The 21,247-nt window shown below is 60.8% G+C and carries 16 protein-coding genes and 1 riboswitch; of the genes, 7 read left to right on the top strand and 9 right to left on the bottom strand.

Features of this window, described 5'->3' with window-relative positions:
• From ACB035_RS12760 to ACB035_RS12745, 4 genes are all read right to left on the bottom strand, one after another.
• Entirely contained in the window at positions 1-1,527 is a 1,527-nt protein-coding gene (locus tag ACB035_RS12760; RefSeq protein ID WP_371167405.1) for a YjjI family glycine radical enzyme, read from the bottom strand.
• Positions 1,528-1,649: 122 nt separating this feature from the next.
• Positions 1,650-1,985: an AzlD domain-containing protein gene (locus ACB035_RS12755; protein WP_005340292.1), complete on the bottom strand. Its 336-nt coding sequence runs from the start codon at positions 1,983-1,985 to the stop codon at positions 1,650-1,652.
• Position 1,986: 1 nt separating this feature from the next.
• Positions 1,987-2,694 carry an AzlC family ABC transporter permease gene (locus ACB035_RS12750; protein WP_075115980.1) on the bottom strand — a complete coding sequence of 236 codons (708 nt, stop codon included), beginning with the start codon at positions 2,692-2,694 and terminating at the stop codon, positions 1,987-1,989.
• Between the two features lie 120 nt (positions 2,695-2,814).
• Positions 2,815-3,294, bottom strand: coding sequence for a murein L,D-transpeptidase family protein (locus ACB035_RS12745; RefSeq protein WP_042084254.1), 480 nt, complete (start codon positions 3,292-3,294; stop codon positions 2,815-2,817).
• 279 nt (positions 3,295-3,573) lie between these two features.
• Here ACB035_RS12745 and ACB035_RS12740 point away from each other — a divergent pair, with 279 nt between their 5' ends.
• Positions 3,574-6,741, top strand: a complete 3,168-nt coding sequence (locus ACB035_RS12740; RefSeq protein ID WP_371167404.1) for a S41 family peptidase — start codon at positions 3,574-3,576, stop codon at positions 6,739-6,741.
• A 6-nt stretch (positions 6,742-6,747) separates the two neighbouring features.
• On the opposite strand, the gene ACB035_RS12735 is transcribed toward ACB035_RS12740, so the two are convergent.
• Positions 6,748-8,040, bottom strand: coding sequence for a ferric reductase-like transmembrane domain-containing protein (locus tag ACB035_RS12735; RefSeq protein WP_371167403.1), 1,293 nt, complete (start codon positions 8,038-8,040; stop codon positions 6,748-6,750).
• A gap of 308 nt (positions 8,041-8,348) precedes the next feature.
• Here ACB035_RS12735 and ACB035_RS12730 point away from each other — a divergent pair, with 308 nt between their 5' ends.
• Positions 8,349-8,582, top strand: coding sequence for a hypothetical protein (locus ACB035_RS12730; protein ID WP_088870201.1), 234 nt, complete (start codon positions 8,349-8,351; stop codon positions 8,580-8,582).
• 99 nt (positions 8,583-8,681) lie between these two features.
• Here the strand turns inward: ACB035_RS12730 and ACB035_RS12725 are convergent, their stop codons facing one another.
• The 4 genes from ACB035_RS12725 to ACB035_RS12710 all read right to left on the bottom strand — a co-directional run bounded on the left by ACB035_RS12725 (position 8,682) and on the right by ACB035_RS12710 (position 14,872).
• Positions 8,682-9,731 carry an HlyD family secretion protein gene (locus ACB035_RS12725; protein WP_005348815.1) on the bottom strand — a complete coding sequence of 350 codons (1,050 nt, stop codon included), beginning with the start codon at positions 9,729-9,731 and terminating at the stop codon, positions 8,682-8,684.
• Positions 9,731-11,071: a glycosyltransferase gene (locus ACB035_RS12720; RefSeq protein WP_005357891.1), complete on the bottom strand. Its 1,341-nt coding sequence runs from the start codon at positions 11,069-11,071 to the stop codon at positions 9,731-9,733. The genes ACB035_RS12725 and ACB035_RS12720 overlap by 1 nt, the downstream gene beginning before the upstream one ends.
• The gene (locus ACB035_RS12715; protein WP_047439779.1) at positions 11,064-12,407 is read right to left on the bottom strand and encodes a diguanylate cyclase domain-containing protein; all 1,344 of its coding nucleotides are present in this window, start codon (positions 12,405-12,407) and stop codon (positions 11,064-11,066) included. The genes ACB035_RS12720 and ACB035_RS12715 overlap by 8 nt, the downstream gene beginning before the upstream one ends.
• Positions 12,408-13,027: 620 nt before the next feature.
• The gene (locus tag ACB035_RS12710; RefSeq protein WP_371167402.1) at positions 13,028-14,872 is read right to left on the bottom strand and encodes a M3 family metallopeptidase; all 1,845 of its coding nucleotides are present in this window, start codon (positions 14,870-14,872) and stop codon (positions 13,028-13,030) included.
• Positions 14,873-15,148: 276 nt separating this feature from the next.
• Here ACB035_RS12710 and ACB035_RS12705 point away from each other — a divergent pair, with 276 nt between their 5' ends.
• The 5 genes from ACB035_RS12705 to ACB035_RS12685 all read left to right on the top strand — a co-directional run bounded on the left by ACB035_RS12705 (position 15,149) and on the right by ACB035_RS12685 (position 21,228).
• Positions 15,149-16,831 (top strand): methyl-accepting chemotaxis protein, encoded by a 1,683-nt coding sequence (locus tag ACB035_RS12705; RefSeq protein ID WP_160881020.1) that lies wholly within the window; start codon positions 15,149-15,151, stop codon positions 16,829-16,831.
• A gap of 264 nt (positions 16,832-17,095) precedes the next feature.
• Positions 17,096-17,181, top strand: a riboswitch (cyclic di-GMP riboswitch).
• 65 nt (positions 17,182-17,246) lie between these two features.
• Positions 17,247-18,668 carry an N-acetylglucosamine-binding protein GbpA gene (gbpA, locus tag ACB035_RS12700; protein WP_323875876.1) on the top strand — a complete coding sequence of 474 codons (1,422 nt, stop codon included), beginning with the start codon at positions 17,247-17,249 and terminating at the stop codon, positions 18,666-18,668.
• Positions 18,669-18,953: 285 nt separating this feature from the next.
• Entirely contained in the window at positions 18,954-20,216 is a 1,263-nt protein-coding gene (locus ACB035_RS12695) for an MgtC/SapB family protein (protein ID WP_371167401.1), read from the top strand.
• 86 nt (positions 20,217-20,302) lie between these two features.
• A complete protein-coding gene (locus ACB035_RS12690; protein WP_371167400.1) occupies positions 20,303-20,893 on the top strand; it encodes a sugar O-acetyltransferase in 591 nt (196 codons plus the stop codon).
• Positions 20,890-21,228: a DUF1294 domain-containing protein gene (locus tag ACB035_RS12685; protein WP_103251910.1), complete on the top strand. Its 339-nt coding sequence runs from the start codon at positions 20,890-20,892 to the stop codon at positions 21,226-21,228. Before ACB035_RS12690 ends, ACB035_RS12685 begins: the two co-directional genes overlap by 4 nt.
• Positions 21,229-21,247: the final 19 nt, after the last annotated feature.

Here is a 21,247-nt window from a genome sequence, read left to right as displayed (position 1 = left end):
TCAATACTCGCCGATAGTCGATTCGTGGGCGACCACTCGCGGTGCACGCTGACGAATGGCGGTCACTTCACTCGCCTCGGCACCGAGACAGGTGGTCTGCAAGCGTGACCCCTCCTCTGCGAAGCGGGCCACGTCGCTCTTGCGGATCATGTAGCCGGTCACCCGCACCAGATCGCTGTCGGCCACGTTGGCGGTGAACTCGCGCATACCGATGGCGAGCGCCCCTTTGCAGAGCTGCAACAGCGCCTGCGGGTTCTGGCGGATGGTGGGATCCAGCGTCAGGATCTCGCTGATCCCCGAATGGTAATAGGTGTGGTGCGGCGCCAGTGCCAGCACATGGCTGGCCGGATCCGGCTCCTGCCCGTAGGGAATGCGCACCCCGGGGGTGACAGCCACATCGATGCTGAGGCCACCTTGCGAGTGCAGCAGCGCACGACCACCCCAGGCATGGGTTTGCGGCGTCGCAGTGACATATTCCGAGAGCTGAGCCGAGATGCGATAGCCAAGCTGGTTCGCCTCCTCGCCATGGCCGTAACGATCCGGCAGATTCTCTTTATCCATCAGGATATTGACCGCTTCCGCCATGCCGTAGATGCCGAACATGGGGACAAAGCGATCCTCATCCAGCAGCCCCTCTTTCACCAGAAAGCTGTCGAAGAAACCGGACTCATCATGGAGGAATGCGGCCCGAGCTTCGATCAGCTGAGAGGCCAAGCGGCAGTAATGGGGCAGCAGGCAACCGAGGAAGTCATCGCGCCCCTGACACTGCTCGGCGACCCGCTTGAGGGAGATGCGCACCAGGGTATTGGCGCCACCGGCCTGCGGCAGGGCGTTGTAGCAGCTGACGATGCCAAAGCCGCGATTGTCGAAGGTGTCGCGATGAATCGGGTAGTTGGCGATGTGCGGCTTGCTGCACTCGGCGATATTCTTCACCGCCTGCAACAGCAGATCATCCGGGGTCTGCTCCGGATCGTGGAAGAAGGTGAGGTTCGGCGCCACCTGCTTGAGCTCGTTGTCGATACGCAGGATCAGGCGGCAGATGCGGTTGTCATCCGGCCCGATGTTGACGTGCATGAAGGCGTCCGGCAGCACCCGATCCAGATAGACCCAGAACCCCTTCAGCTTGCGATAGAGGGTCTCGTCATCCAGTTCACCGACAAACGGTAACAGCAGATGGTCGAGCCGCCCCAGCCAGACCGGCATGCCGGTGACGGAGGGGACATGGTGATAGAGGATGCGCAGGGCGTTGAGCGCCTCGTCGAAATCCTGCGGCGCCGCCAGCTCCAGCCAGGCAGAGCCCTGAGTCAGAAATTTTTCATAGTCCGGCAGCACATAACGCGGCTTGTAGGGGGCGTGCCCTTCGAACATGTCGCAGATAAATCCCTGCTCCATCGCCTCGGCGACTGCGGCAGGCAGGTCGGGGTAGGGCAACGCATTCTCGGCGGCCAGCGCCAGCGCGTGGCTCTTCTGGGCGGCGGAGAGATGGGGATCGCGCACGATGCGCTGACAGGTTTCGATCAAAGACATGGGACACTCCTTCACGGACAGAGCCCATATCCTCACCATTTGCAGGCTTTTTTTGAAGTGACATTCATGACATGACGGATGTCGAATAATGACATCCATTACACAAGATCACGGCTCGCGTTTCACCAAGGCAAGAGCTCGGCTATGCCTCCCAGCCAGCGCAGCAGGAAGAAGCCCCCCATTCCGCCCACCACCACAACCAGAGTCGGCAGCCGCAACAGGGTCAAGAGCATCACCCACAGGGTGGCAGTCAGGTAGTCAGGATCCCAGTCAAGACCTATCCCCGGCTCGTAGCTAAAGACGATGGGCAACCAGATTGCAGTCAGCACCGACTGGGCCGAGAAGCCGAGAAACGCCCCCATCTCGGCACCCGGCTGATATCGGGTCAACCGAGAAAAGAAGGCGAAGCGGTTGAAAAAGGTGATCAGGGCCAGCAGGCCAATCATCAGCCAGCTCACGCTACCTCCTCATCCGGTGCAACACATAGCCCACCACCATGCCAGCCAGAGCCGAGACGATGATGTGGATCTCCGCCAGCAGCGGCTTGGTAAGCAACGCTGTGCCGCCGCTCACCAGAGTGGCCGCAATCATGGGCAAGTTTTTCATGGCGGGAATGGTCATGGCGATGAAGGTGGCTGCGATGGCAAAATCCAGCCCCATGCTGTCCAGTCCATCGATGTACTGGCCGGCCGCGATGCCGAGCAGGGTCGCCAGATTCCAGAACAGATAGAAGACGAATCCCGCGATGAGCGCGTAGGCCGGATCAAAGTGGCCGCTGCGCTCCCGGTCTTTCAGCGCCACAGCGAACATCTCATCAGTCAGGAAAAAAGCAAGGCTGGCCCGCCAGCGCAGGGAGAGCGGCAATACGTCACGGCGGAAGGTGAAGCCGTATAGCAGATGCTGGGAAGTGATCACCATGGTGGAGCCCATGATGGGCAGCAGGGGCGTGCCCGCCCCGAACAGGGTCGTGGCCGAGAGCTGGGCGGCTCCGGCGTAGACCAGCAACGACATCAGCTGAGCCTGAAGCGGACTCAGCCCTGCCTGCAACGCCAAAGCGCCACACAGGATCCCCCAGGGGATCACAGAAATGGAGAGCGGGAGCATATCCAGTGTGGCACGCCACCAGAGCATCCCCGTTCGCTCGGGCACGCTCGTTACTGACATCATGTGATCTTCCTTGTCACAGCCAAAGCGAGCCGAAAAAACTAGCACGGGACAGCAAGCGCTGTCACGTCATCACTGGCGGGAAATAAAACGCCCGCGGAGTCGCGGGCGTGCACAAGGGGATCAGGGCTCGATGACGATGGGCGTACCCGGGTCAATAGCGTCCCACACCTCATCCAGCTCGTGGTTGAGCATGGCGATGCAGCCGTTGGTCCAGTTGGAAGGCTGAACCCTGCGGTTGCCAATGCTGTTGCGCTGGCCGTGGATCATGATCATGCCACCCGGACGAACACCCAGCTCATTGGCGCGCTTGATGTCATCCAGGTTCGGATAGTTGATATGGATGGCTTTGTAGTAGCCGGAATTGGTCTTCTTGTAATCGAGGGTGTAGCGCCCTTCCGGCGTACGCTGATCCCCTTCCTGCTGCTTGTGCCCCTTGGGCGCCGGGCCCAGAGCAATCCAGTAGCGCTTCAGTTCTTTGCCATCCTTCATCAGGGTCAGGCTATAGGTAGACTTCTTGACCACCACCAAATCGGCTTTTTCGGTAAAGGCAAAACTCAATGCGGGCCAAAGCCCCAACAAACACAGTAATACGGCTCTCATTCCATCCCTCGACAAGCCTCTGGTGCGGGCTTTTCTTGTTACCAGATCATCTGAACGATGCCCGCCGAGCGGCGAGCGAGCGCCATGATATTGGATCGCCATCAATACTCAATATGCCCGGCAAAACATATCTTGCCGCAGCAAGGCCATCTTCCTTGAACGCCGTCATTTTGCATTGGTAATTAACAGTTAAAACAACAAGATACAAAAAATTATCGCGCTGGCACCCGGGGCAATGATCGGCGAAGATAACACTCCACTCCCCGACAGGATCATGCCATGCGCTCTTCGTGCCGCCTCGCCACCCTGCTGTTCTCGCCACTCCTGCTCTGGCTGCCCGCCAGTGTCGCCGCCGATGCACTCTGGCTGCGCGAGCCCGCCCTCTCCCCCGATGGCAAGCGGCTTGCTTTCACCTGGCAGGGGCGCATTTTTGTCGCCAGTGCCGAGGGTGGCCCCGCCACGGCGCTCACTGGCAGCGACTACCTGAGCCAGCGGCCAATCTGGTCGCCGGATGGCAAACAGCTCGCCTTTGCCGCCAATCTCTACGGCAACGAGGATGTGTTCGTGGTACCCGCCAACGGCGGCGAGATGGTGCGCCTCACTCGCGATTCGCGCACCGATCTGCCGCAAGCCTTCAGCGCCGATGGCAAACGGCTGTTGCTGAGCAGCCAGCGCCTGGGGACGCCCGCTGCCGACCATTTTGTCGCGGAAGGCTACCAATGGGGCGAGCTCTACTGGACCCAGATCACCGGCGGCACCTTGCAGGCCGATCTGCCGCTGCCTGCGACCCTCGCCCGCCCCCACGGGGAGCGGCTCGCCTATCAGATGCCCTCGGCGGATCAACCCTTTCGCAAGCATCAGCACTCGTTCGCGGTGCCCCGTCTCTGGTTGTTTGATGGCAAGCAGCACAAGCAGCTGACGGAAGATCGGGTGGCGGCCACCGATCCGGTCTGGAGCGACAAGGGGGACAGCCTCTTTTACCTGAGCGAGCGCAGCGGTGATTTCAACGTCTGGCGCCGGGATCTCGCCAGCGGCAAGGAGCAACAGCTGACCCACTATCAGGGCCATCCGGTGCGGGGGCTCAGCGCCTCTCGCAATGGTGATCTGGTCTGGTCATGGCTGGGTGAACTCTATCGCCTCGATGCCGGTAGCAGCGAGCCGCGCAAATTGACCCTCACCCCGCAAGTGGCAAGCGCGCCGGATGAGGCGAGCGAGACCTTGACCCTGGCAGACGAAGCGCTGGTCAGCGAAGAGGCGGACGAGCTGATCCTGGTGAGCGAGGGCAACCTGTTTGCCGTCGACCCCGAGCGGGAGCGGGTGCGCCAGCTGACTCGTGACCCGAGCGAGCAATCCAGCCCTCTCTTTGCCGAGCAGGGGCGCGCCCTCATCTATCTGTCCGAGCAGCAGGGGCATGCCGCCCTCTATCGCCTGCGCAAGGGGGATCCGGATCTGCTGTTCAGCGATCCCGGCACCCTGACCGAGAGCCTGCTGCTGGCCATTCCCGGCAAGGGGATCAGCCGTCCGGTGCTCTCCCCCGATGGCAAACAGCTCGCCTTCGTGGTGGATGGCCAAGCCATCCACCTGCTCGATCTGGCGAGCAACAAGCAGCGGGAGCTGGTGCCTGCCAGCTTCAACCCGTCGCGCCACGAGGTGCATCTCGCCTTCGCCCCCGACTCCCGCCATCTGGCGCTCACCTTCCGCCCCGATGCGGCAGAGCAGGAGATCGCGGTGATCGATACGGCCAATCCCAAGGCCAAACCGGTCAATGTCAGCCTCAACGGCTATCAGGATGGGCAACCGGGCTGGAGTCAGGATGGCGCCATCCTCTACTGGCAATCGACCCGGTTTGGCGCACTGGGGCCCGATGGCGAGCCCCTCGTCACCAACCTGCTCGGCATTTACAGCAGCCGCGCCGCCAGAGCTGATGCGATTGCCGAGCTGGAGCCGCCGAAAGGGGGATACGGCTTTGAGAGCGATCGCCTCAACCATCGGGAAGCGCTGCTGTTGCAACCCACCGGCACCCTGCTCGCCAGCCGCATCATCGGCGACCAGCTGATCTATCTGGTGGAGGAGATGGGGGTCAACGGCGAGAGCGAGATCAAGGGCTACAGCCAGGATCTGCGCAAGGGCAAAACCAGCGAACTGTTTGGCGAGCAGCCCGGCCCTGCGCTGGCAAGCCTCAACCAGCAGGGCACCTTGGCTACCCTGGTGCGGGATGGGGAGATCACCCGGATCCACCTCGACTCCGGCGAAGCCACCAGCACCCCCTTCGCCTTGCAACCCACCAGCCGCTGGCAGGCACGCATGACTGCCGCCTTCGATCAGATCGCCCGGCTCACCCGGGACGAGTTCTATCTGGACGACATGAACGGGGTGAACTGGGATAGCTATGTCGCCGCTTACCGCCGCCTGCTGCCGGGCATCGGCAACCCGCGGGACTTTGGCAACCTGTTGGCGGAGCTGGCTGGCGAGCTTAATGTCTCCCACACCTGGGGCAGCGGCCCCGCCCCCTTCCCGCGCATGGCGGACGAGACCGCCAGCCTGGGCGGCTACTGGCAGGATGGCGAGCAGGGGGCCGAGCTCACCGCCATGCTCTCTGGCGGCCCGCTGGATCAGGAGAGCGATATCGCCCCGGGCGCCCGCCTGCTCGCCATCAACGGCGTCCCGATTGCCAATCTGGCCGAGCTGGATCAAGCCCTTAACCATCAGGCCGGTGCCCGGCTCGCCCTCACCTTCCAGCAGGAGGGCAACAAGCAAACTGACGAGGTAGTGCTCACCGCCATCGACAAGCAGCAGGAGTACCAGCTGCAACAGGATCGCTGGATTGAGAAACGGCGGGAGCTGGTGGCCAGCCTGAGCGGAGGACGGGTCGGCTACGTCTATCTGCCGGCAATGAATAGCGAGGTCTACGATGCGGTGGTGGCGGATGCCCTCGGCAGGCAGCGCAATCGCGAGGCGCTGATCGTCGATGTCCGCTTCAACAGCGGCGGCTATCTCGCCAATACCCTGGTGGAGTTTCTGACCGGCAGCGGCAGCACCAAGGGGATGGCCAGCAGTTGGCCCCGTCAGGGCAAGGGTGAAACCGACGCCGCCACTCGCCAGTGGACCAAGCCCTCGGTGGTGCTGGTCAACGCTGGCAGCTACTCGGAAGGCTCCGCCTTCCCCGAGTACTACCGTGCCCTCAAGGTCGGCCCCATCGTCGGCGATCCGGTGCCCGGCACCGGCACCATGGTCTACAGCCACGACTCCCGGCTGATCCCGGGACTCTCCTACGGCATTCCGACCCTGGGGCTGCGCAAACCGGACGGTACCTTCTACGAGAATCAGGAGCTGATCCCGGATCTACAGATGCCCCTCACCCCCGCCGACATGGTGGCCGGACGGGATCCGCAGCTGGAAGCAGCGGTACAAGCCGCCCTCAAGCAGTTGCCAGCCAGCACCAAATAACTGCGCTCAACGAAAGCGAAACAGCTCGCGATGCAGATGCCCGTCCGGCAACAGCCGGGTCAGGGCATCTGCCATCCCCTCCGGCCCGCAAAACCACACCTGCTCGGGGGCATCCTGCGCAATGCGGGCAAGATCCAGCCGCCCGGCTGTCTTGTCCAGATGCAGCTGATAACGCACACCGGTGCGATGACAGAGCTCGGCCAACCGCTGGTGGTAGACAGCCCCCGCCAGATCTGGCGCGCACTGGATCAGGGTGATCCCCTCGCAGCGCTCTCCACGGGCAGCCAGCCCCTCCAGCCAGGCAACAAACGGCGTGATACCGATCCCGGCCCCCAGCCAGAGGGCTCGGCCTCCCCTCTGCGGGGCGACAAAGGCGCCATAGGGGCCGGTCACCACCACTCCATCCCCGACGCGCGCCTCTGCCACCAGCTGACGGGTATGATCCCCGAGCGCCCGCACCGCGATCACCAGCTGGCACCGATCCGCCGACACCCGCACCAGGGTAAAGGGGTGCAGCCCCTCCCTGGCATCAAATTCGAAGAAGGCAAACTGACCCGGGCGGTAATGGGCGAGCGGCTGCTCCAGCTGCATGGTCAGCTCGCAGGTCTGATCCGCCAGCGCGCGCACCGCAATGACCCGGCCCGGATGGCGATCCCGCGCCCCCACTTGTCCCAGCAGGGAGTAGAGGGCCCCGATAGCACCGATCCCGCCGATCAACCAGATCGCTACCCCAACCGGCGTCATGGCTCCCACCTGAGGCAGCAGGCAGAGCCCGTGCCCCCAACCCGCCAGATAGATGATCGGCGCCAGCCGGTGGATCAGCCGAAAGCGACCATAACTCACCAGCGCCAGCAAGCTCACCACCACCAGCGCGATCAGCAGATAGAAACTCCACTCACCCAGGGTATTGCCAAGGGCATGGAGCGAGATGCTATTACCTGCACCAGCCCCAGCACCGCTGGCCCCACGCCGGGCGGGACGGCTCAGCCAACCCGCCGAGACCGCCCACTTGGGCGCCTCCACCACCAACCAGTGGGCGGTCAGCGCCAATGCGCCACCGATGGCCGTCTGGCGGTGCAATCGCAACATCCGGTCCAGACCGCCACACCACACCTCCAGCTGCGGCAGACGCAACGCCAGCAACAGCGAAATGGCCATATAGGTCATCCCCAGCAGACCCGTCAGCAGCAACATCTCATGGCGCCAGGGCCACACCCCGTTGGCATCCCCCGCATAACCGAGCCACCAGACCCCGACCGCCAGCAGCGGCAACAGCCACCACATCCATTTGTTCGTCATAACATGCTCCCTGGTTCCATCGCGGCAGGGCCTCATCTCCCTGCTGATGGCACCATTGCACACCTGTCCGGTCACAAAACTTTGCCAGTGGGGGAAGCTTGTGTGGCAATGTGTGACAAACGGAAACAAAAGAGGGGCCGACTGGCCCCTCGTGATCACCCTTGTTGGCTCGCCCCTCTTCACAGGAGATGGCGCACAATTCGCCTCCGCTGTGATTGACGACCTGCCAGAAAAAGGAATCAAATGGGGACGTTACATATCTGCGGCGGAAAACCTGCTGCCCACTCTTCCGGACAAGGAGATCCCCCTTGCTTTCATCCACTGAACAACGCTACTGCCCGAGTTGTCAGCGCGAGACCAACCATGTCGTGGTGCTGGTCGACAAATCATTTGGCAAACAGCCGACACCGGAGCAAAAGCGCACAGCATTTATCAAAGACTTCATTACCGGCTGGGCCGCCGGCCCCTTTCTGGCCAACATGGATCGCTTTGAACGCCACGCCATCTGTGAAAATTGCGGAAATAAAGTTATTGATGAATGAAAAAGGGGGGGCAATTGCGGGCGTCAATACACCAGCCACCTTTTATGGCCGAAATCCATAAAGAATGCGTTGCGATTCAGGATCACAACGCCATAGACATCAATCAAACAACACAGTCACCGGCAACCCTTCCACTTGCAGGTTCGGGGGTAACTTTTCATCCAGCGAGAGTGCGACCTTGAGGGTTGCTTTCTCCCCTTCAAACGGTGCTGCAAGCTGCGCTGGCAGCTTGTCTGCAAGCTCCACAGGTCTGGCAACCCTGGCCGCCAAACGCTCACCACTGGGCAACTTGACGATAGCCTTATGACCCGGCTTCATCGAGGAGAGGTATTTTGGCAATACGTAGGCAATGACCAACGGGTCTTCCCGCTTAGCGATCAACGCGAGGGGGGCCCCCGAGAAGACCCAGTCCCCCTCCTGCACCAGCACATCTGAGACCTTGCCGGTAGCTGGGGAAAGGGGCTGCTGCTGCCTAGTGATAGCTTGCATCTCGGTTAGCTCCTGCACCAACTGGTGGCGCGCACTGGCCAGTGGCCCTGTCAGCTGATCTTCTTTGATCTGCAACTCTTGCTGCATTTTTTCAGATCTTGCCTTCTGCAAATCGATACGAGACTGGGTCCAGCTCAGCAAGGCACTGGCATACTCGGCGCTGGAAACCAGTTTCTCCTTCCTATACCCCGCGTACTCCTGATAGATCCCCTCCTGCTCATTAGCCCCCCGCTCTGCGATACGAATCTGCTCATCCAGGTTACTCAATATCGCCTGTTCGGCAGCGCTCTTGTCCAGCTCGATCGCTTTTAGACGTGCTTTACGCCCCTCTATATTGGCCCGTAGCGTCGGCGACTCGAATCGCATCAGGGCATCCCCTTGCGAGACGGCTTGACCGGGAGACATATAAATGTTGCGAATGAAGCCATCTCCATTGGCCACCACAAGTTGAGGTTCCGTAGTGATGATGGCAGGCGCCTGGGTCAGCCACCACTCTCGTCCCAGATACCAGAGCAGTATGATGACGGGGCTGAATGCCAGCAGCAGGATCAGATACCAGCGGGCTCGAAATGCGATGCGCTTGGCGGGGGCATAGAGCACCCGAATCCCTTGATCAGAGGTAGCGTCCTGTTTCTTGGGGGGATTGAATGTGACTTTCATCAGAATTTGTTTCCTCGTTTTAATACCCACCAGGGAGCCATACTGCTCTCCTCATGACCGCGACGGAAAATTTCGTTGAGCAGTGCCACGGCACACCATAGACGCATCAGCAGGGTATAGAGCGGATACAACAACAACCATGGCAACATACGCATATCCGCTTTAGGCCGCTCGGAAATGGCAAGCAGAAACACCATAAAGTTGACCAGAGTAAGAAGCAGATAGACCTGGTAGAGGCACAGCATCAAGGCCGTAACGAACGGACCAGGATAACTTAACACCAGCCACCAGCTGTACCCCATGACCAACAGCGGCAACACCACGTTTTGTGCCACCCCGTAGATCAGAGTGAACAAAAAGGTCTTCCATCCCAAGATGCGCGGAGTCAGCGATAACTTGTGTTTGCGCAGGTAGAGAAACAGCAAATCCCCATCCCAGCGCAGACGCTGGTTTGCCAGGGTCACCAAATCTGCAGGGGCGTCCGTGTGACCAATGGCTCTGGGGGCAAAGCCGATCTTCAGATTGGGATGGCGTTTGAGGTAGTGCTTGATCCGCACCGTTAAATCCAGATCTTCTGCTGTGTGGGTATCCCACCCTCCAATCTGGCGCAGGAAATCGCGGCGAAAAGCCCCGAATGCCCCCGAAATATTGTTGATCAGGTTCCATTCGCTCAGACCCGTCTTGCCCCCCTGCATGGAGATCATGTACTCGATCCCCTGCATACGGGTCAGCAAACCATCGCGCAGGTTGCGCACCCGCAACGCCCCACCAACGGCGGGCACGTTCGGGTCATCGAAGCAGGCGACAATCTCATCGATCATGTTGTTGTCGAAGGAAGTGTCCCCGTCTGCATTCATGACTATCTCGCCGGTTGCCGCCGACAAGCCAGCATTGAGGGTCGATACCCGCCCGCCACGCTGCCACTTGGGCAGTAGCACCAGGGTACGTCTCTCACATCCCTCAAACTCGGCGATACAGTTTAGGGCCGCCTGATAGGTATGGGCATTGGCCTTGGCACCATCGATCACCGCAATGATCTCCAGATGGCCGCGATAGAGCTGTTCCTTGAGGGTCAGAATGGTCGAGCGGATCGCCTCCCCCTCACCGTAACAGGTGATGATGCAGGAGACCTTGGGACAACGATGTGACAGGGGTAAATCAGACTTTTTTGGCAGCTGACGGGCAAACCACTTGAGGATCCCGGTCAGGGTCAGCGCCATCAGGGGCACCTCCATCAGCAGCAACATGGGCAGCAGCAGCAGGATCATCCTGGGCGAAAACTGCAGGCTGCCCAGGATCTCGGTCAGGATGTACCGAACCGTACTCATCCACTCAGGCATCCTGAAGGCTCCCGTCCAGCCAGCGGCTCAACCAGAGGGCGGTATCTTCACCCAGCGTGGTAGGGAGCGGCTCTACCTGCACATTCAGCGTCAAGGCATCCAGCCCCTCGACATTGTTGAGCGCCAAGATCCGCCCCTGCAAGATCTGCCAATCCTCCACATTGGTGTGCGGCAGCAACAACAGCAGTCGATCATCGGCATACTGGCAAACCACATCGGTATCCCGAAACAGTGCCTGCAGACGAGCCAGCAAGGCCCCCAATCTCTGCTGAGTCTTCAACAGGCCCAATTCGGCGCGCAGCTCGGCGAGCTGCTCGATCTGGATAGCCAAAAGGGTATGGTTGCCGCCGTGGCGCTGCAGCAGCCGGTTGCTCCATTGCAGCAGCCAGGGGAAGTGATCCATCGCCATCGGAGCCCCCCAAGTCAGGGGCAGATGCAACTGCTGAGTACCCTCGCGAGCAATATGGCGAGCCAATTTGCCGATGCGGTACTCATAGATGGGAGACACCAACAGATCATCGGGTTTGTGAGCCCGCCCACACTCATGACATCGCGCCTGTACTGCCGCCTCCATGAAACGGGCATGGCAAGAGAGACAGCGGTACTTTTCCAATGGTCTGTCGTAGTCGACCCCTATATGACGCAGGGTTGTCACACACTTGGGACAACGCAGCAAACCCTGTTGCATGAAGACATCCTGATCGTCCACATGACCGCAGGTGAAACAGTGCACCGCAGGCTTGGCCTGGATGGCGATATGGGAACATTCTGGACATACGTCGACAAAATTGAGATGAGCAGAGCTGCAACTGCTGCACAGGCGTAATCGATCGACCAGTTGTTCAATCTGCAACAGCCGCTCGGAGACCAGTTGCGGCAAGGATGCAGTTGCATCGGCCCCCAGCAGACAATCCAGCAGCGGGTAGCTGTAGCCCTGGCGACAACCTGCCTGCCAGCGAGGTAACAAACGGAAATGAGCCCTCGGCCAGCTGTACCAGGCCAGCTTCTCCATTTCATCCGGATGATCGCGAGGGGTCAATAACGCCAACCGTTCAAGCATGTCAGAGGCCCGTTCATCCAGCTGAGTCAGAAGACCGTCGGACAACATGGGGGAGAGAGAGCTCTTAACAACACAAAATACCGGCTGCAAATAACGTATCGGGTCACACCGCACAGCCTGCAACACACTGTCCTGCTCATCTGCCGGCAGGTTGAGCAGTAATACCGGCTGCTGCAATGGATCCCAGCGGGACAGGTCGAGAAGTGGCAAGGCTGCACGATCCACCGAGCCTCCCAGCAGCGCAATCTGACCAGGGTGTTCACTCGTGCTCATCATGGGGGAATAACCTCTTTCCATTCACTGACAAATAGATACTAAGCCAATAAAACGAACCAACCTGTTGTCATGCGCCGGCAGGCTCAGGCAATGTAACGAAATACGAATTGCCCTACACGGACAGCACTGCAGCAGTGTCAACGTTATCGACTGATAACATGAAGCTGGCGAACGCGCAGCAAAGAGTTGAGAGCTGACGCCATTTTCATGTGCGGCCCAGCCATCTCGAGGGGAAGAGATCTGAAACTTTCCGAACCCGACTCACATCGGGGGTGGCAAAGAGGGCGATTCTGCAGCTGTGGACAATTTAGTCAACCCAGAAAAATGGGAATGGTTCTCAAACAGATGAATAGATCAATCTTTATGCACAAAGGTGAGTACAAAAAACACTATTAACAAAATAAACAAATATGTGGGGCGATAAGGTTCCATGAGCTTATGGCCTACTCTTCACAACCCTATTCATATGAATACATATTTAATCTGAAATCTGCATACCAAAACCATAATGCGACAGTCTGTGTCGTCAACATATCTACAGCTGTACCAGCCATCACCGCGAGCATACATCAGAGCCACGCCAAGAGTGCCCCCGGCTCAAGAACCGGGAGCATTCCAGCTTACGCAACTGAGGCTCGTGCGCTGTGGCTCAGGATCCACGCTTCGAAATCGGTCAGCATGCGGGTTTCCGACTCGCTGTTGTCGGCGATAAGCTCGGCGCCGTGTACCACCCGGATATGGGCATCGAGCGGGCTTCCCTCACCCGCCGCGGGGCGCTGCTGCGCGGCGGCCATGCAGGCTTGCGCCTGTTGCCACGCGTCGGCGGCGCTCAGGTTGCACGCCTCGGCCAGCGGCACTGCGCTAAACCCCTCGCCAGTGAGACTACGCAGGGTCTCATCATGAGTCATGCCGTTGCCCGGCCCCCAGTAGTGGGCAGCCAGATCCGGCCCGATGCGCGGGTTGTCGGTGAGGTAGCCATCACGCTTGAGGAAGTAGGCGCGGGTCTGCTCCACCGCCATCAGCGCCAGCAGGTAGCCGTGATAGGCGCAGGCCGACTCCTGATTAAGGAGGTGCGGAATGGCCAGCAACGGACGCGGGCTCTCCACCCCGACAATCTTGCGCTCCCACTGGCGGGCCAGCGCCAACACTGCCTCGGGAGTGCGTTCGGCCTCATCCATGGCGTAGAGATCCCGTTCGAAGTAGGCCACCAGCGCGATCTGGCGTTCGTTAAACGCGCGAAACGGCTGACGCGCTTCAATCATCTCCTTGATGAGGGCGTCGGGAACAGCCTCTCCCGCCGCATTTCTGGCGTAACGTTTGAGCCAGTCAGCATCGTCCAGCAGGCTGTCGCAGAACATCGACTGGGTTTCGGCATAGGCCATGGAGGTGGGCGGAAACTCCTGTGAGAAGCAGGGGGCGTTGCCGGTGACATTGGCAAAATGCGCGGCGTGGCCCCCCTCGTGGAACAGGGTGTTGAGGCCACTCCAGCCGCTGCCCACCTGCGCCGGATCGGCCAGGCTGGTGAAGTTGACCACCGCCGGCACCCACTCCCCCTGTTGGAAGAAGCTCGGCACCGGGCCGTGGCAGAAGCCGTTCTCGTATTTCCCCTCCCGGGTCAGCAAGTCCAGGGTCAGGGTCGCCCCGCGATACTGGATGCCGAGCCGGCGGAAGCTCTCGACCCAATCCCGCAGCGCCCGCGAGAAGGGCACGTAAGGATCGAGCTGGCGGGTGACGTCGCCGCTCACGCTGTAACGCAGGTTGTGAGGCAGCAAGGCCGCCTCGCCCTTGGCGGCCTTCAGCTCGACCAGACTCTGCTGCAGCCGCCCATCGGTGCGGGCAATAAAGTCGTCGAGGATGGCAAACAGCTGCTCCGGGCTCATCTGCTCGTTCTTGCGCACCTTGTAGTCGAAGTAGTCGCGATAGCCCATGGTGCGGGCAAAGCGGTTGCGGATCGCCACCACCTCGAGAAAACCGTTGCCGACCACCCACTGCTCCAGGGTGTGGAACATGGCGAGCGCGCTCTGACGCACCGCCTCGTTCGGGCTGGCGGCAAGGGAGGTACTGGCGGCAGGCAGGCTGCCTGCGACCTGCTGGCCCTGCTCATCCAGCAGGGTCAGTTTCAGCCCCTTGCGGCGGGCGAACAGCGCCGCCTCGGCGGCTACCAGCTCATCCATCAGGGTTGCAGCGGCGGGATCTTCAATCACATTGCACTCGAAGAAGGCGATCCAGCCTTGCAGACCGCGCTTGAGATCATCCTCGTCGGCCTGCACCAACATCTCCCGCAATTCGGGCAGACGGGCCGGATTGGCACAAAAGGCCTTGTAGGCCTGCTCGGCCGTGGTGAAACCGGCCTGATCGTCGCTGGTGCCCATATAGGTGGACCAGAAGAGATCCTCCTTGCGCCTGTGCACCTGCAGGTAGTCGGCGTTGAGCTGGTTGAAGTAATTCCTGGCAATGGAACTCATAAATTCCCTCTTGTTATGGGGTCACCCGCAGCGGGGCCCACTCCTTTTTTTGAAGAAATGCCAAACCATTCACACTCTTTGGCAAAAATTGCGCTGGGATGCGCATCAACACGCTACCAAAAAGTGGGGGTTGCTGTCTGCTGACTATACTGATGTTAAAACGCTCATTTGAGAAAGCTCGGCAAGAGACTGAAAGTAAATGAGTTGTTAACTCTTACGAACTGGCTGCCGCGGTACAGAGCCACATAAAATCAACAGGGAAATGAGGGTTTAGTCATGTTCAAGCTCGGTGATATTACCGTGAGCCGCAAATTGATTTTGCTGCTCGCACTGGCGTTTGTCGGTTTTGTCTCGCTGCTGCTTATCTCGGCAAACGCGCTCCAGCGCAATCTGATGAGCGAGCGAGAGGCGCGGCTCAATGCGGTACTGGAGCAGGCCATGAGCCAGATCCAGTTTCTGGCCAGCACCCTGCCAGCAGAGCAGGCCCAGCAGGAAGCGCGCAAGCTGCTGACCAACACCCGCTTTGATGGCAACAACTATTTGTTCGTCATCGACGAGAACCGCACCATGGTGGTTCACCCCATCCGTCCCGAACTGGTCGGCCAGAAGATGGGTGAAGGAGGTGCCGCCACCGCCGGGCAGTTCTGGTATCAGATGGTGGATATCGCCAAAGGGGGCAAACAGGGCACCCTGCAATATGTCTGGACAGGCCCATCGGGCGAAACCGCCGACAAGCTCTCCATGGTATCCGGCTATCAGCCCTGGGGCTGGATCCTCGGTTCCGGCATGCTGCTGCAGGATATTCAGCAGACCATCTGGGCCCAGTACATGAAGATGGGGACCGCCACCGCCATCGTGATCCTGCTGATGGGGCTGCTGGGCTGGCGCATCACCCACTCCATCGTCTCCCCCCTCAGCCAGATCAACCACGCCATGCAACGGGTCGCCAAGGGGGATCTGGTGGTGAGCATCCCGGTACAGGGCAAGGATGAGCTGGGAGTGGTCGCCCGCTGCACCAACCAGAGTCTCGATGCCATCCGTCACGCCCTGCTGGAGGCCAGCCAGGGGGCCCGCAACGTGGCGGATGCCGCCCTGCGCATCGCCGCCTCTGCCGAGCAGACCAATCAGGCGGTCACCAGCCAGCGGGATCAGCTGGCCCAGCTCGCTACCGCCATGAACGAGATGAGCGCCACCATCTCCGATGTGGCCGGGCACGCCGAAAATACCGCGCGGGATACCCAGGAAGCGACCGGTGAAGCGGGCCTCGGCAACCGTGACGTTCATGCCAGCGTGCACGGCATCAAGGCGCTGGCCACCGAGGTGGAGCAGGCCACCCAGCAGGTCAACCAGCTCAAAGAGGGAGTGATGCAGATCAGCGAAGTGACCGCCGTCATCAGCGCCATTTCGGAGCAGACCAACCTGCTGGCCCTCAACGCCGCCATCGAAGCAGCCCGTGCCGGTGAGCAGGGCCGCGGTTTTGCCGTGGTGGCCGACGAGGTGCGCCAACTGGCCAGCCGGACTCGCCAATCCACCGAGGAGATCCAGAGCACCATTGCCCAGCTGCAGCAACGGGCCGTCACCGCCGCCAACGCCATGGATACCAGCCGCAAACTGGCAGAGAGCAGCGTCAACCAGTCCCAGCAGGCGGGGCAGGATCTCACCCTGATCGTCAACCACATCCAGCATGTAAGCGACATGGCGACCCAGATCGCGACGGCCGCCGAGCAGCAGAGCATGGTGGCCGAGGATATGAACCGCAACGTCAGCGGCATCAACGACTCGGCGCTGGAGATGTCCCAGTCCGCCTCGCAACTGGCGCAGGAGAGCGAGCTGCTGGCCGGTCTCTCCCGCAGCCTGGATGAGCGGCTTGCGGTGTTCAAACTGGGCAAGGAGTCCGCCGCGGCGCCGATGATGGCGCCCCTGTCTCCCCCCTCCGGCGAGCAGCACGCCCGCCATTGATAGCGTCAATACGTGTCGCCTTGTCACCCGACCTGCCAGCTCAGCTGGCAGGTTTTTTTACGCCAACAACACGCAATTAGCATGCATCTTATCGACATATTCAACGTTAATCGGTGCCATTCACAAATAAGAGAACAATTTAAAAACAGCCAGTTAGAATGATTTGCGCGCCATTGGATGATGCGTTTAAACATTTAACTTCAAATAATTAATCAATGCGGTGCACAATGTTGATGGCCGAACATTTGGCCCATCACTAATCATCTAGTCATTTGGCAAACTGACCGAAAGGTCGGGACGCAAAGCCTCCGGTCTACAGACGTTTTGTCCAGGATAGCGGGGTTGCCACACGCAAGTGTGTATCGGGGAATCCCCAGGCCAACTGACTGCCCACATCTGTCGAACAGAGGAATGTATGGCAGCAAAAATCCAACTCAATCACATCGCAGCGGTGCTGGCTCTGCTGGCCAGCGGCAGCGCCCTGGCTCATGGCTACATCAGCCAGCCAGAGAGCCGCAACTATCTGTGCAAAACCGGCGGCAACAGCCAGTGTGGCGGTGTGCAGTGGGAACCCCAGAGCGTGGAGGGCCCTTCCGGCTTCCCGCAGAGCGGCCCGCAGGATGGTCAAATCGCATCGGCGGGCAGCCCGCGCTGGAGCGAGCTGAACATCCAGACCAGCGACCGCTGGACCAAACGTGAAGTACAGCCCGGCCCCTTCGCCATCAGCTGGACATTCACCGCCAACCACGTCACCCGCAACTGGCGCTACTACCTCACCAAGCAGGACTGGAACCCCAACCAGCCGCTCACCCGCGCCTCGTTTGACCTTAATCCCTTCTGCGTCATCGATGGCAACATGGTACAGCCGCCCAAGCAGGTGACCCACAACTGTATCCTGCCGGAGCGCACCGGTTATCAAGTGATCCTCGGCGTGTGGGAAGTTGGCGACACCAGCAACAGCTTCTACAACATCATCGATGCCAAGTTCAAAGATGGCAGCCAGCCACCGCTGGAGTGGAGTCAGGCAGGCACCATCTACCCCTCCATCGACCTCGCGGCAGGCGACAAGGCGATGACCCGGGTATTCGATGCCAATGGCGAGCGCCCCGATCTGCAAACCGTGCTGACCATCACCACTACCGAACAGGGCCAGAAGAATAACTGGGCCCATGCCCTCGCCAGCAAGATCAACGCCGAACAGAGCCTGATCCGCGCCGGTCAGCAAGGAGCCGATGGCCAGTTCAATCCGGTCTACGGTATGAACCCCATTTATCTGAAGCGAAACAGCGAGTTGAAGCGAGTCGAGATTGACCTGCAACAGCAGCAACCGCCGGTGGTGGACAGCATCAGCGTCAGCGGTCTGGCCAGCGACTATGTGCTGGACAACGGCAAGGCAACCCTCGATTTCACCGTCACCGCACAAGGCGATCTGGCCGTCACCAGCACCCTCTATGACCACGGCGGCGTCGCCAAGGGTGAAAGCAGTGCAGATATCAAAGACAGCAGCCACACCTTCACCATGGCGCTGGAAGGACTCAAGGCAGGTCACCACCAGCTGGTGATCAAGGCCACTCCGAAAGCGGGCGGCGAGACCATCCAGCAGACCATGGATCTGATGTTCAAGGAGCAGAGCAGCGGCGAATATGACTTCGTCTTCCCGAACAACATCAAGTCCTACACCGCCGGTACCAAGGTGCAGCAGCCGAAAAATGGCAAGGTCTATCAGTGCAAGCCCTTCCCCTACAGCGGCTACTGCGTGCAGTGGGCCACCACCGCCACCCAGTTCGAGCCGGGTGTCGGATCCCACTGGCAAGAAGCCTGGATTGAGCTGAAGTGATCCGCAGCGGGTCATGACGCCATCAATAAAACGGGGAGCCATTGGCTCCCCTTCTTGTCTTCTATCCCCGTTCAAATCTGGACGTCGATGACGGGCTAGCAGCCCATGACACCTCCCCGATAGCCTGTACGACTCTTGCGCAGTGCTCGCGATCCATCTCTCTATTGCTCATATCGGCCACTCGCATCGGGAGCCGGACGCAGACTCTGTGAGCCATGCCCCTCTGCCCCCTTGCTCGCTGTGCCATCATGGGATCAGGCTGCAACGATGCGAAAGGAAGCCGCCATGTGGATCAATGCAGAACCGGTCAACGGAGCCCTGGTCTCGCTGGCCATCGGCCTGATTATCGGACTGGAGCGGGGCTGGCAGGTGCGCCAGCTGGGGGATAACCAGCGCATCGCCGGGATGCGTACCTACGGCCTTATCGGCCTGCTTGGCGGGGTCTGCGGTTTGCTGCTGCCGACTCTGGGCCCCTGGCTGCCACTGCTCGGCCTGCTGGCGGTGGTGATCGGCTGCGGCCTCTCGGTCTGGCTGGCCCAACGCAGGCAAGGGGAGTTCGGCCTCACCAGTTCGGTGGCCATGCTGCTCACCTATTTGCTGGGGCTGATGTCGGTGCTGCTGAGCCCGAGCGAGGCGGTAGCCTGCGCCGTGCTTGCCGCCCTGCTGATGGGGCTCAAGGGCAAGATCCAGCAGGGGATGCTGTTTCTGAGCGAAACCGAATTCCACGCCACCCTGCGCTTTTTGCTCATCTCGCTGGTACTGCTGCCGGTACTGCCCAACGAGGAGATGGGCCCTCTCGATGCCTTCAACCCCTTCAAGATCTGGCTGATGGTGGTGGTGATCGCCGGCATCTCGTTTTGTGGCCACTTCGCGGTGCGGCTGCTCGGCACCCGCGCCGGACTGGTGCTCACCAGCATACTGGCGGGATTGGCCTCCTCCACCGCCCTTACCCTGCAGTTCGCCCGTCTCAACAAGGAGCAGGGGGGGCTGGAACGGCTGCTGGCCACCGGCATCCTGCTGGCGGGGGCCACCATGTGGTTGCGGCTGCTGGTGCTGGTGCTGCTCATTCACAGCGAACTGGCGATGCGCCTCGTCGCCCCCCTGTTGCTGCTGGCCACCACTGTCTACGGCTTTGCCTTCTGGTTCTGGCGCCAGCGCGAGGAGCTGACTGACGGCCCGGTACAGCCGGAAACCAGCAACCCGCTCGATCTGGCCACCGCCATCAAGTTCGGCCTGCTGTTGGCGCTGATCGGCTTTATGGCAACTCTGCTGCAAGACAAGGTGGGCAACTCCGGGGTCTATCTGCTGTCGCTGGCCTCGGGGATCACCGATGTGGACGCCATCACGCTGTCGCTCTCCCAGCTTTCCCACAAGGAGCTGGCGCTGGAGGTGGCGGCTCGCGGCATCCTGCTCGCCGGACTGGTCAACTCGCTGGTGAAGGGGTTGCTGGCCCTCGGCATTGGCGGCCGCAGTCTCGGGCTGCGGGTGCTGCTCCCCTACTTCGTCTCGGCCCTGCTGATCCTGCCCCTCGTCTGGCCTGCAGGATGACCGGGATCACCTGCAACAAGTGACAGACTGACGGCGCCCCTGACAGTCACGTATACTGCCTGCTCTTGCAGCATGAGGAGGTAGCAATGGCGAGCGACTGGGACAAGGTACTGGCAGGCGGGGCACTGGATAGCCAGAGCGAGGAGATAGCCAACGACCGGATCCGCGGTCAGGCGCTGCTGGCCCGGCTCAATGGTTCACCGGCGGGCGATGGCCCTTTGCGCCAGCAGATCTGCCGCGAGCTGTTCGGCCACTGCCCCGACTCCTGCTGGATCAGCACGCCGTTCACTTGCGAGTTTGGCCGCAACATCCACATCGGCGAGAAGACCTTCTTCAACTTCAACGTCACCATTCTCGATCTGGGTGAAGTGCATATCGGCAGCCATGTGCTGCTGGCCCCCAACGTGCAGATCTACACCGCCACCCACACCATGAACTATCTGGAGCGACGCAGCTGGACTGCCTACAACAAGCCGGTGCGGATCGGCGATGACTGCTGGATCGGCGGCGGCGCCATCATCTGCCCCGGCGTAACCATAGGGCCGCGCTCCATCATTGGCGCCGGCGCCGTGGTCACCCGCGACATCCCGGCCGACTCGGTGGCGGTGGGCAATCCGGCCAGGGTGATCCGCACCCTCAAGCAGGATGAGGAGCGCTGCTGGGAGCTGGCCCAATGATGGCGCTGGCACTGCTGCCACTGGGCGCCGCCCTCTGGCTCGGCCTCGGCGAGCAGCAGTGGTGGCCGCTGGCCGTGTTGCTCACCATGAGCCTGCTCACGGTGGCCGCCTACGCCTGGGACAAGCGGCAGGCGGTACGGGGTGAGTGGCGCATTCCCGAATCCCGTTTGCATCTGCTGGAGCTGTGCGGTGGTTGGCCGGGGGCGCTGGTTGCCCGCCAGTGGCTGCGCCACAAGACCCAGAAGCGCAGCTACCGGCTGGTCTTCTGGTTTATCGTGCTGCTACACCTCACCCTGTGGGGACTCTGGCTTGGCCGCCCCCTCTGGCAGCAATAGCCGCCCGAGTAACAAAACT

This window comes from Aeromonas sp. S12(2024), from assembly GCF_041402305.1.
Taxonomy (GTDB): Bacteria; Pseudomonadota; Gammaproteobacteria; order Enterobacterales; family Aeromonadaceae; genus Aeromonas; species Aeromonas veronii.
This window is presented reverse-complemented; position numbering and strand designations above follow the sequence as displayed.

Coding starts and splice junctions, on each gene's coding strand:
- ACB035_RS12760 (WP_371167405.1), bottom strand. CDS start 1,527: ATGTCTTTGATCGAAACCTGTCAGCGCATCGTGCGCGATCCCCATCTC.
- ACB035_RS12685 (WP_103251910.1), top strand. CDS start 20,890: ATGATGGCGCTGGCACTGCTGCCACTGGGCGCCGCCCTCTGGCTCGGC.
- ACB035_RS12690 (WP_371167400.1), top strand. CDS start 20,303: ATGGCGAGCGACTGGGACAAGGTACTGGCAGGCGGGGCACTGGATAGC.
- ACB035_RS12710 (WP_371167402.1), bottom strand. CDS start 14,872: ATGAGTTCCATTGCCAGGAATTACTTCAACCAGCTCAACGCCGACTAC.
- ACB035_RS12750 (WP_075115980.1), bottom strand. CDS start 2,694: ATGATGTCAGTAACGAGCGTGCCCGAGCGAACGGGGATGCTCTGGTGG.
- ACB035_RS12740 (WP_371167404.1), top strand. CDS start 3,574: ATGCGCTCTTCGTGCCGCCTCGCCACCCTGCTGTTCTCGCCACTCCTG.
- ACB035_RS12695 (WP_371167401.1), top strand. CDS start 18,954: ATGTGGATCAATGCAGAACCGGTCAACGGAGCCCTGGTCTCGCTGGCC.
- ACB035_RS12720 (WP_005357891.1), bottom strand. CDS start 11,071: ATGCCTGAGTGGATGAGTACGGTTCGGTACATCCTGACCGAGATCCTG.
- ACB035_RS12725 (WP_005348815.1), bottom strand. CDS start 9,731: ATGAAAGTCACATTCAATCCCCCCAAGAAACAGGACGCTACCTCTGAT.
- ACB035_RS12735 (WP_371167403.1), bottom strand. CDS start 8,040: ATGACGAACAAATGGATGTGGTGGCTGTTGCCGCTGCTGGCGGTCGGG.
- ACB035_RS12745 (WP_042084254.1), bottom strand. CDS start 3,294: ATGAGAGCCGTATTACTGTGTTTGTTGGGGCTTTGGCCCGCATTGAGT.
- gbpA (WP_323875876.1), top strand. CDS start 17,247: ATGGCAGCAAAAATCCAACTCAATCACATCGCAGCGGTGCTGGCTCTG.
- ACB035_RS12715 (WP_047439779.1), bottom strand. CDS start 12,407: ATGATGAGCACGAGTGAACACCCTGGTCAGATTGCGCTGCTGGGAGGC.
- ACB035_RS12705 (WP_160881020.1), top strand. CDS start 15,149: ATGTTCAAGCTCGGTGATATTACCGTGAGCCGCAAATTGATTTTGCTG.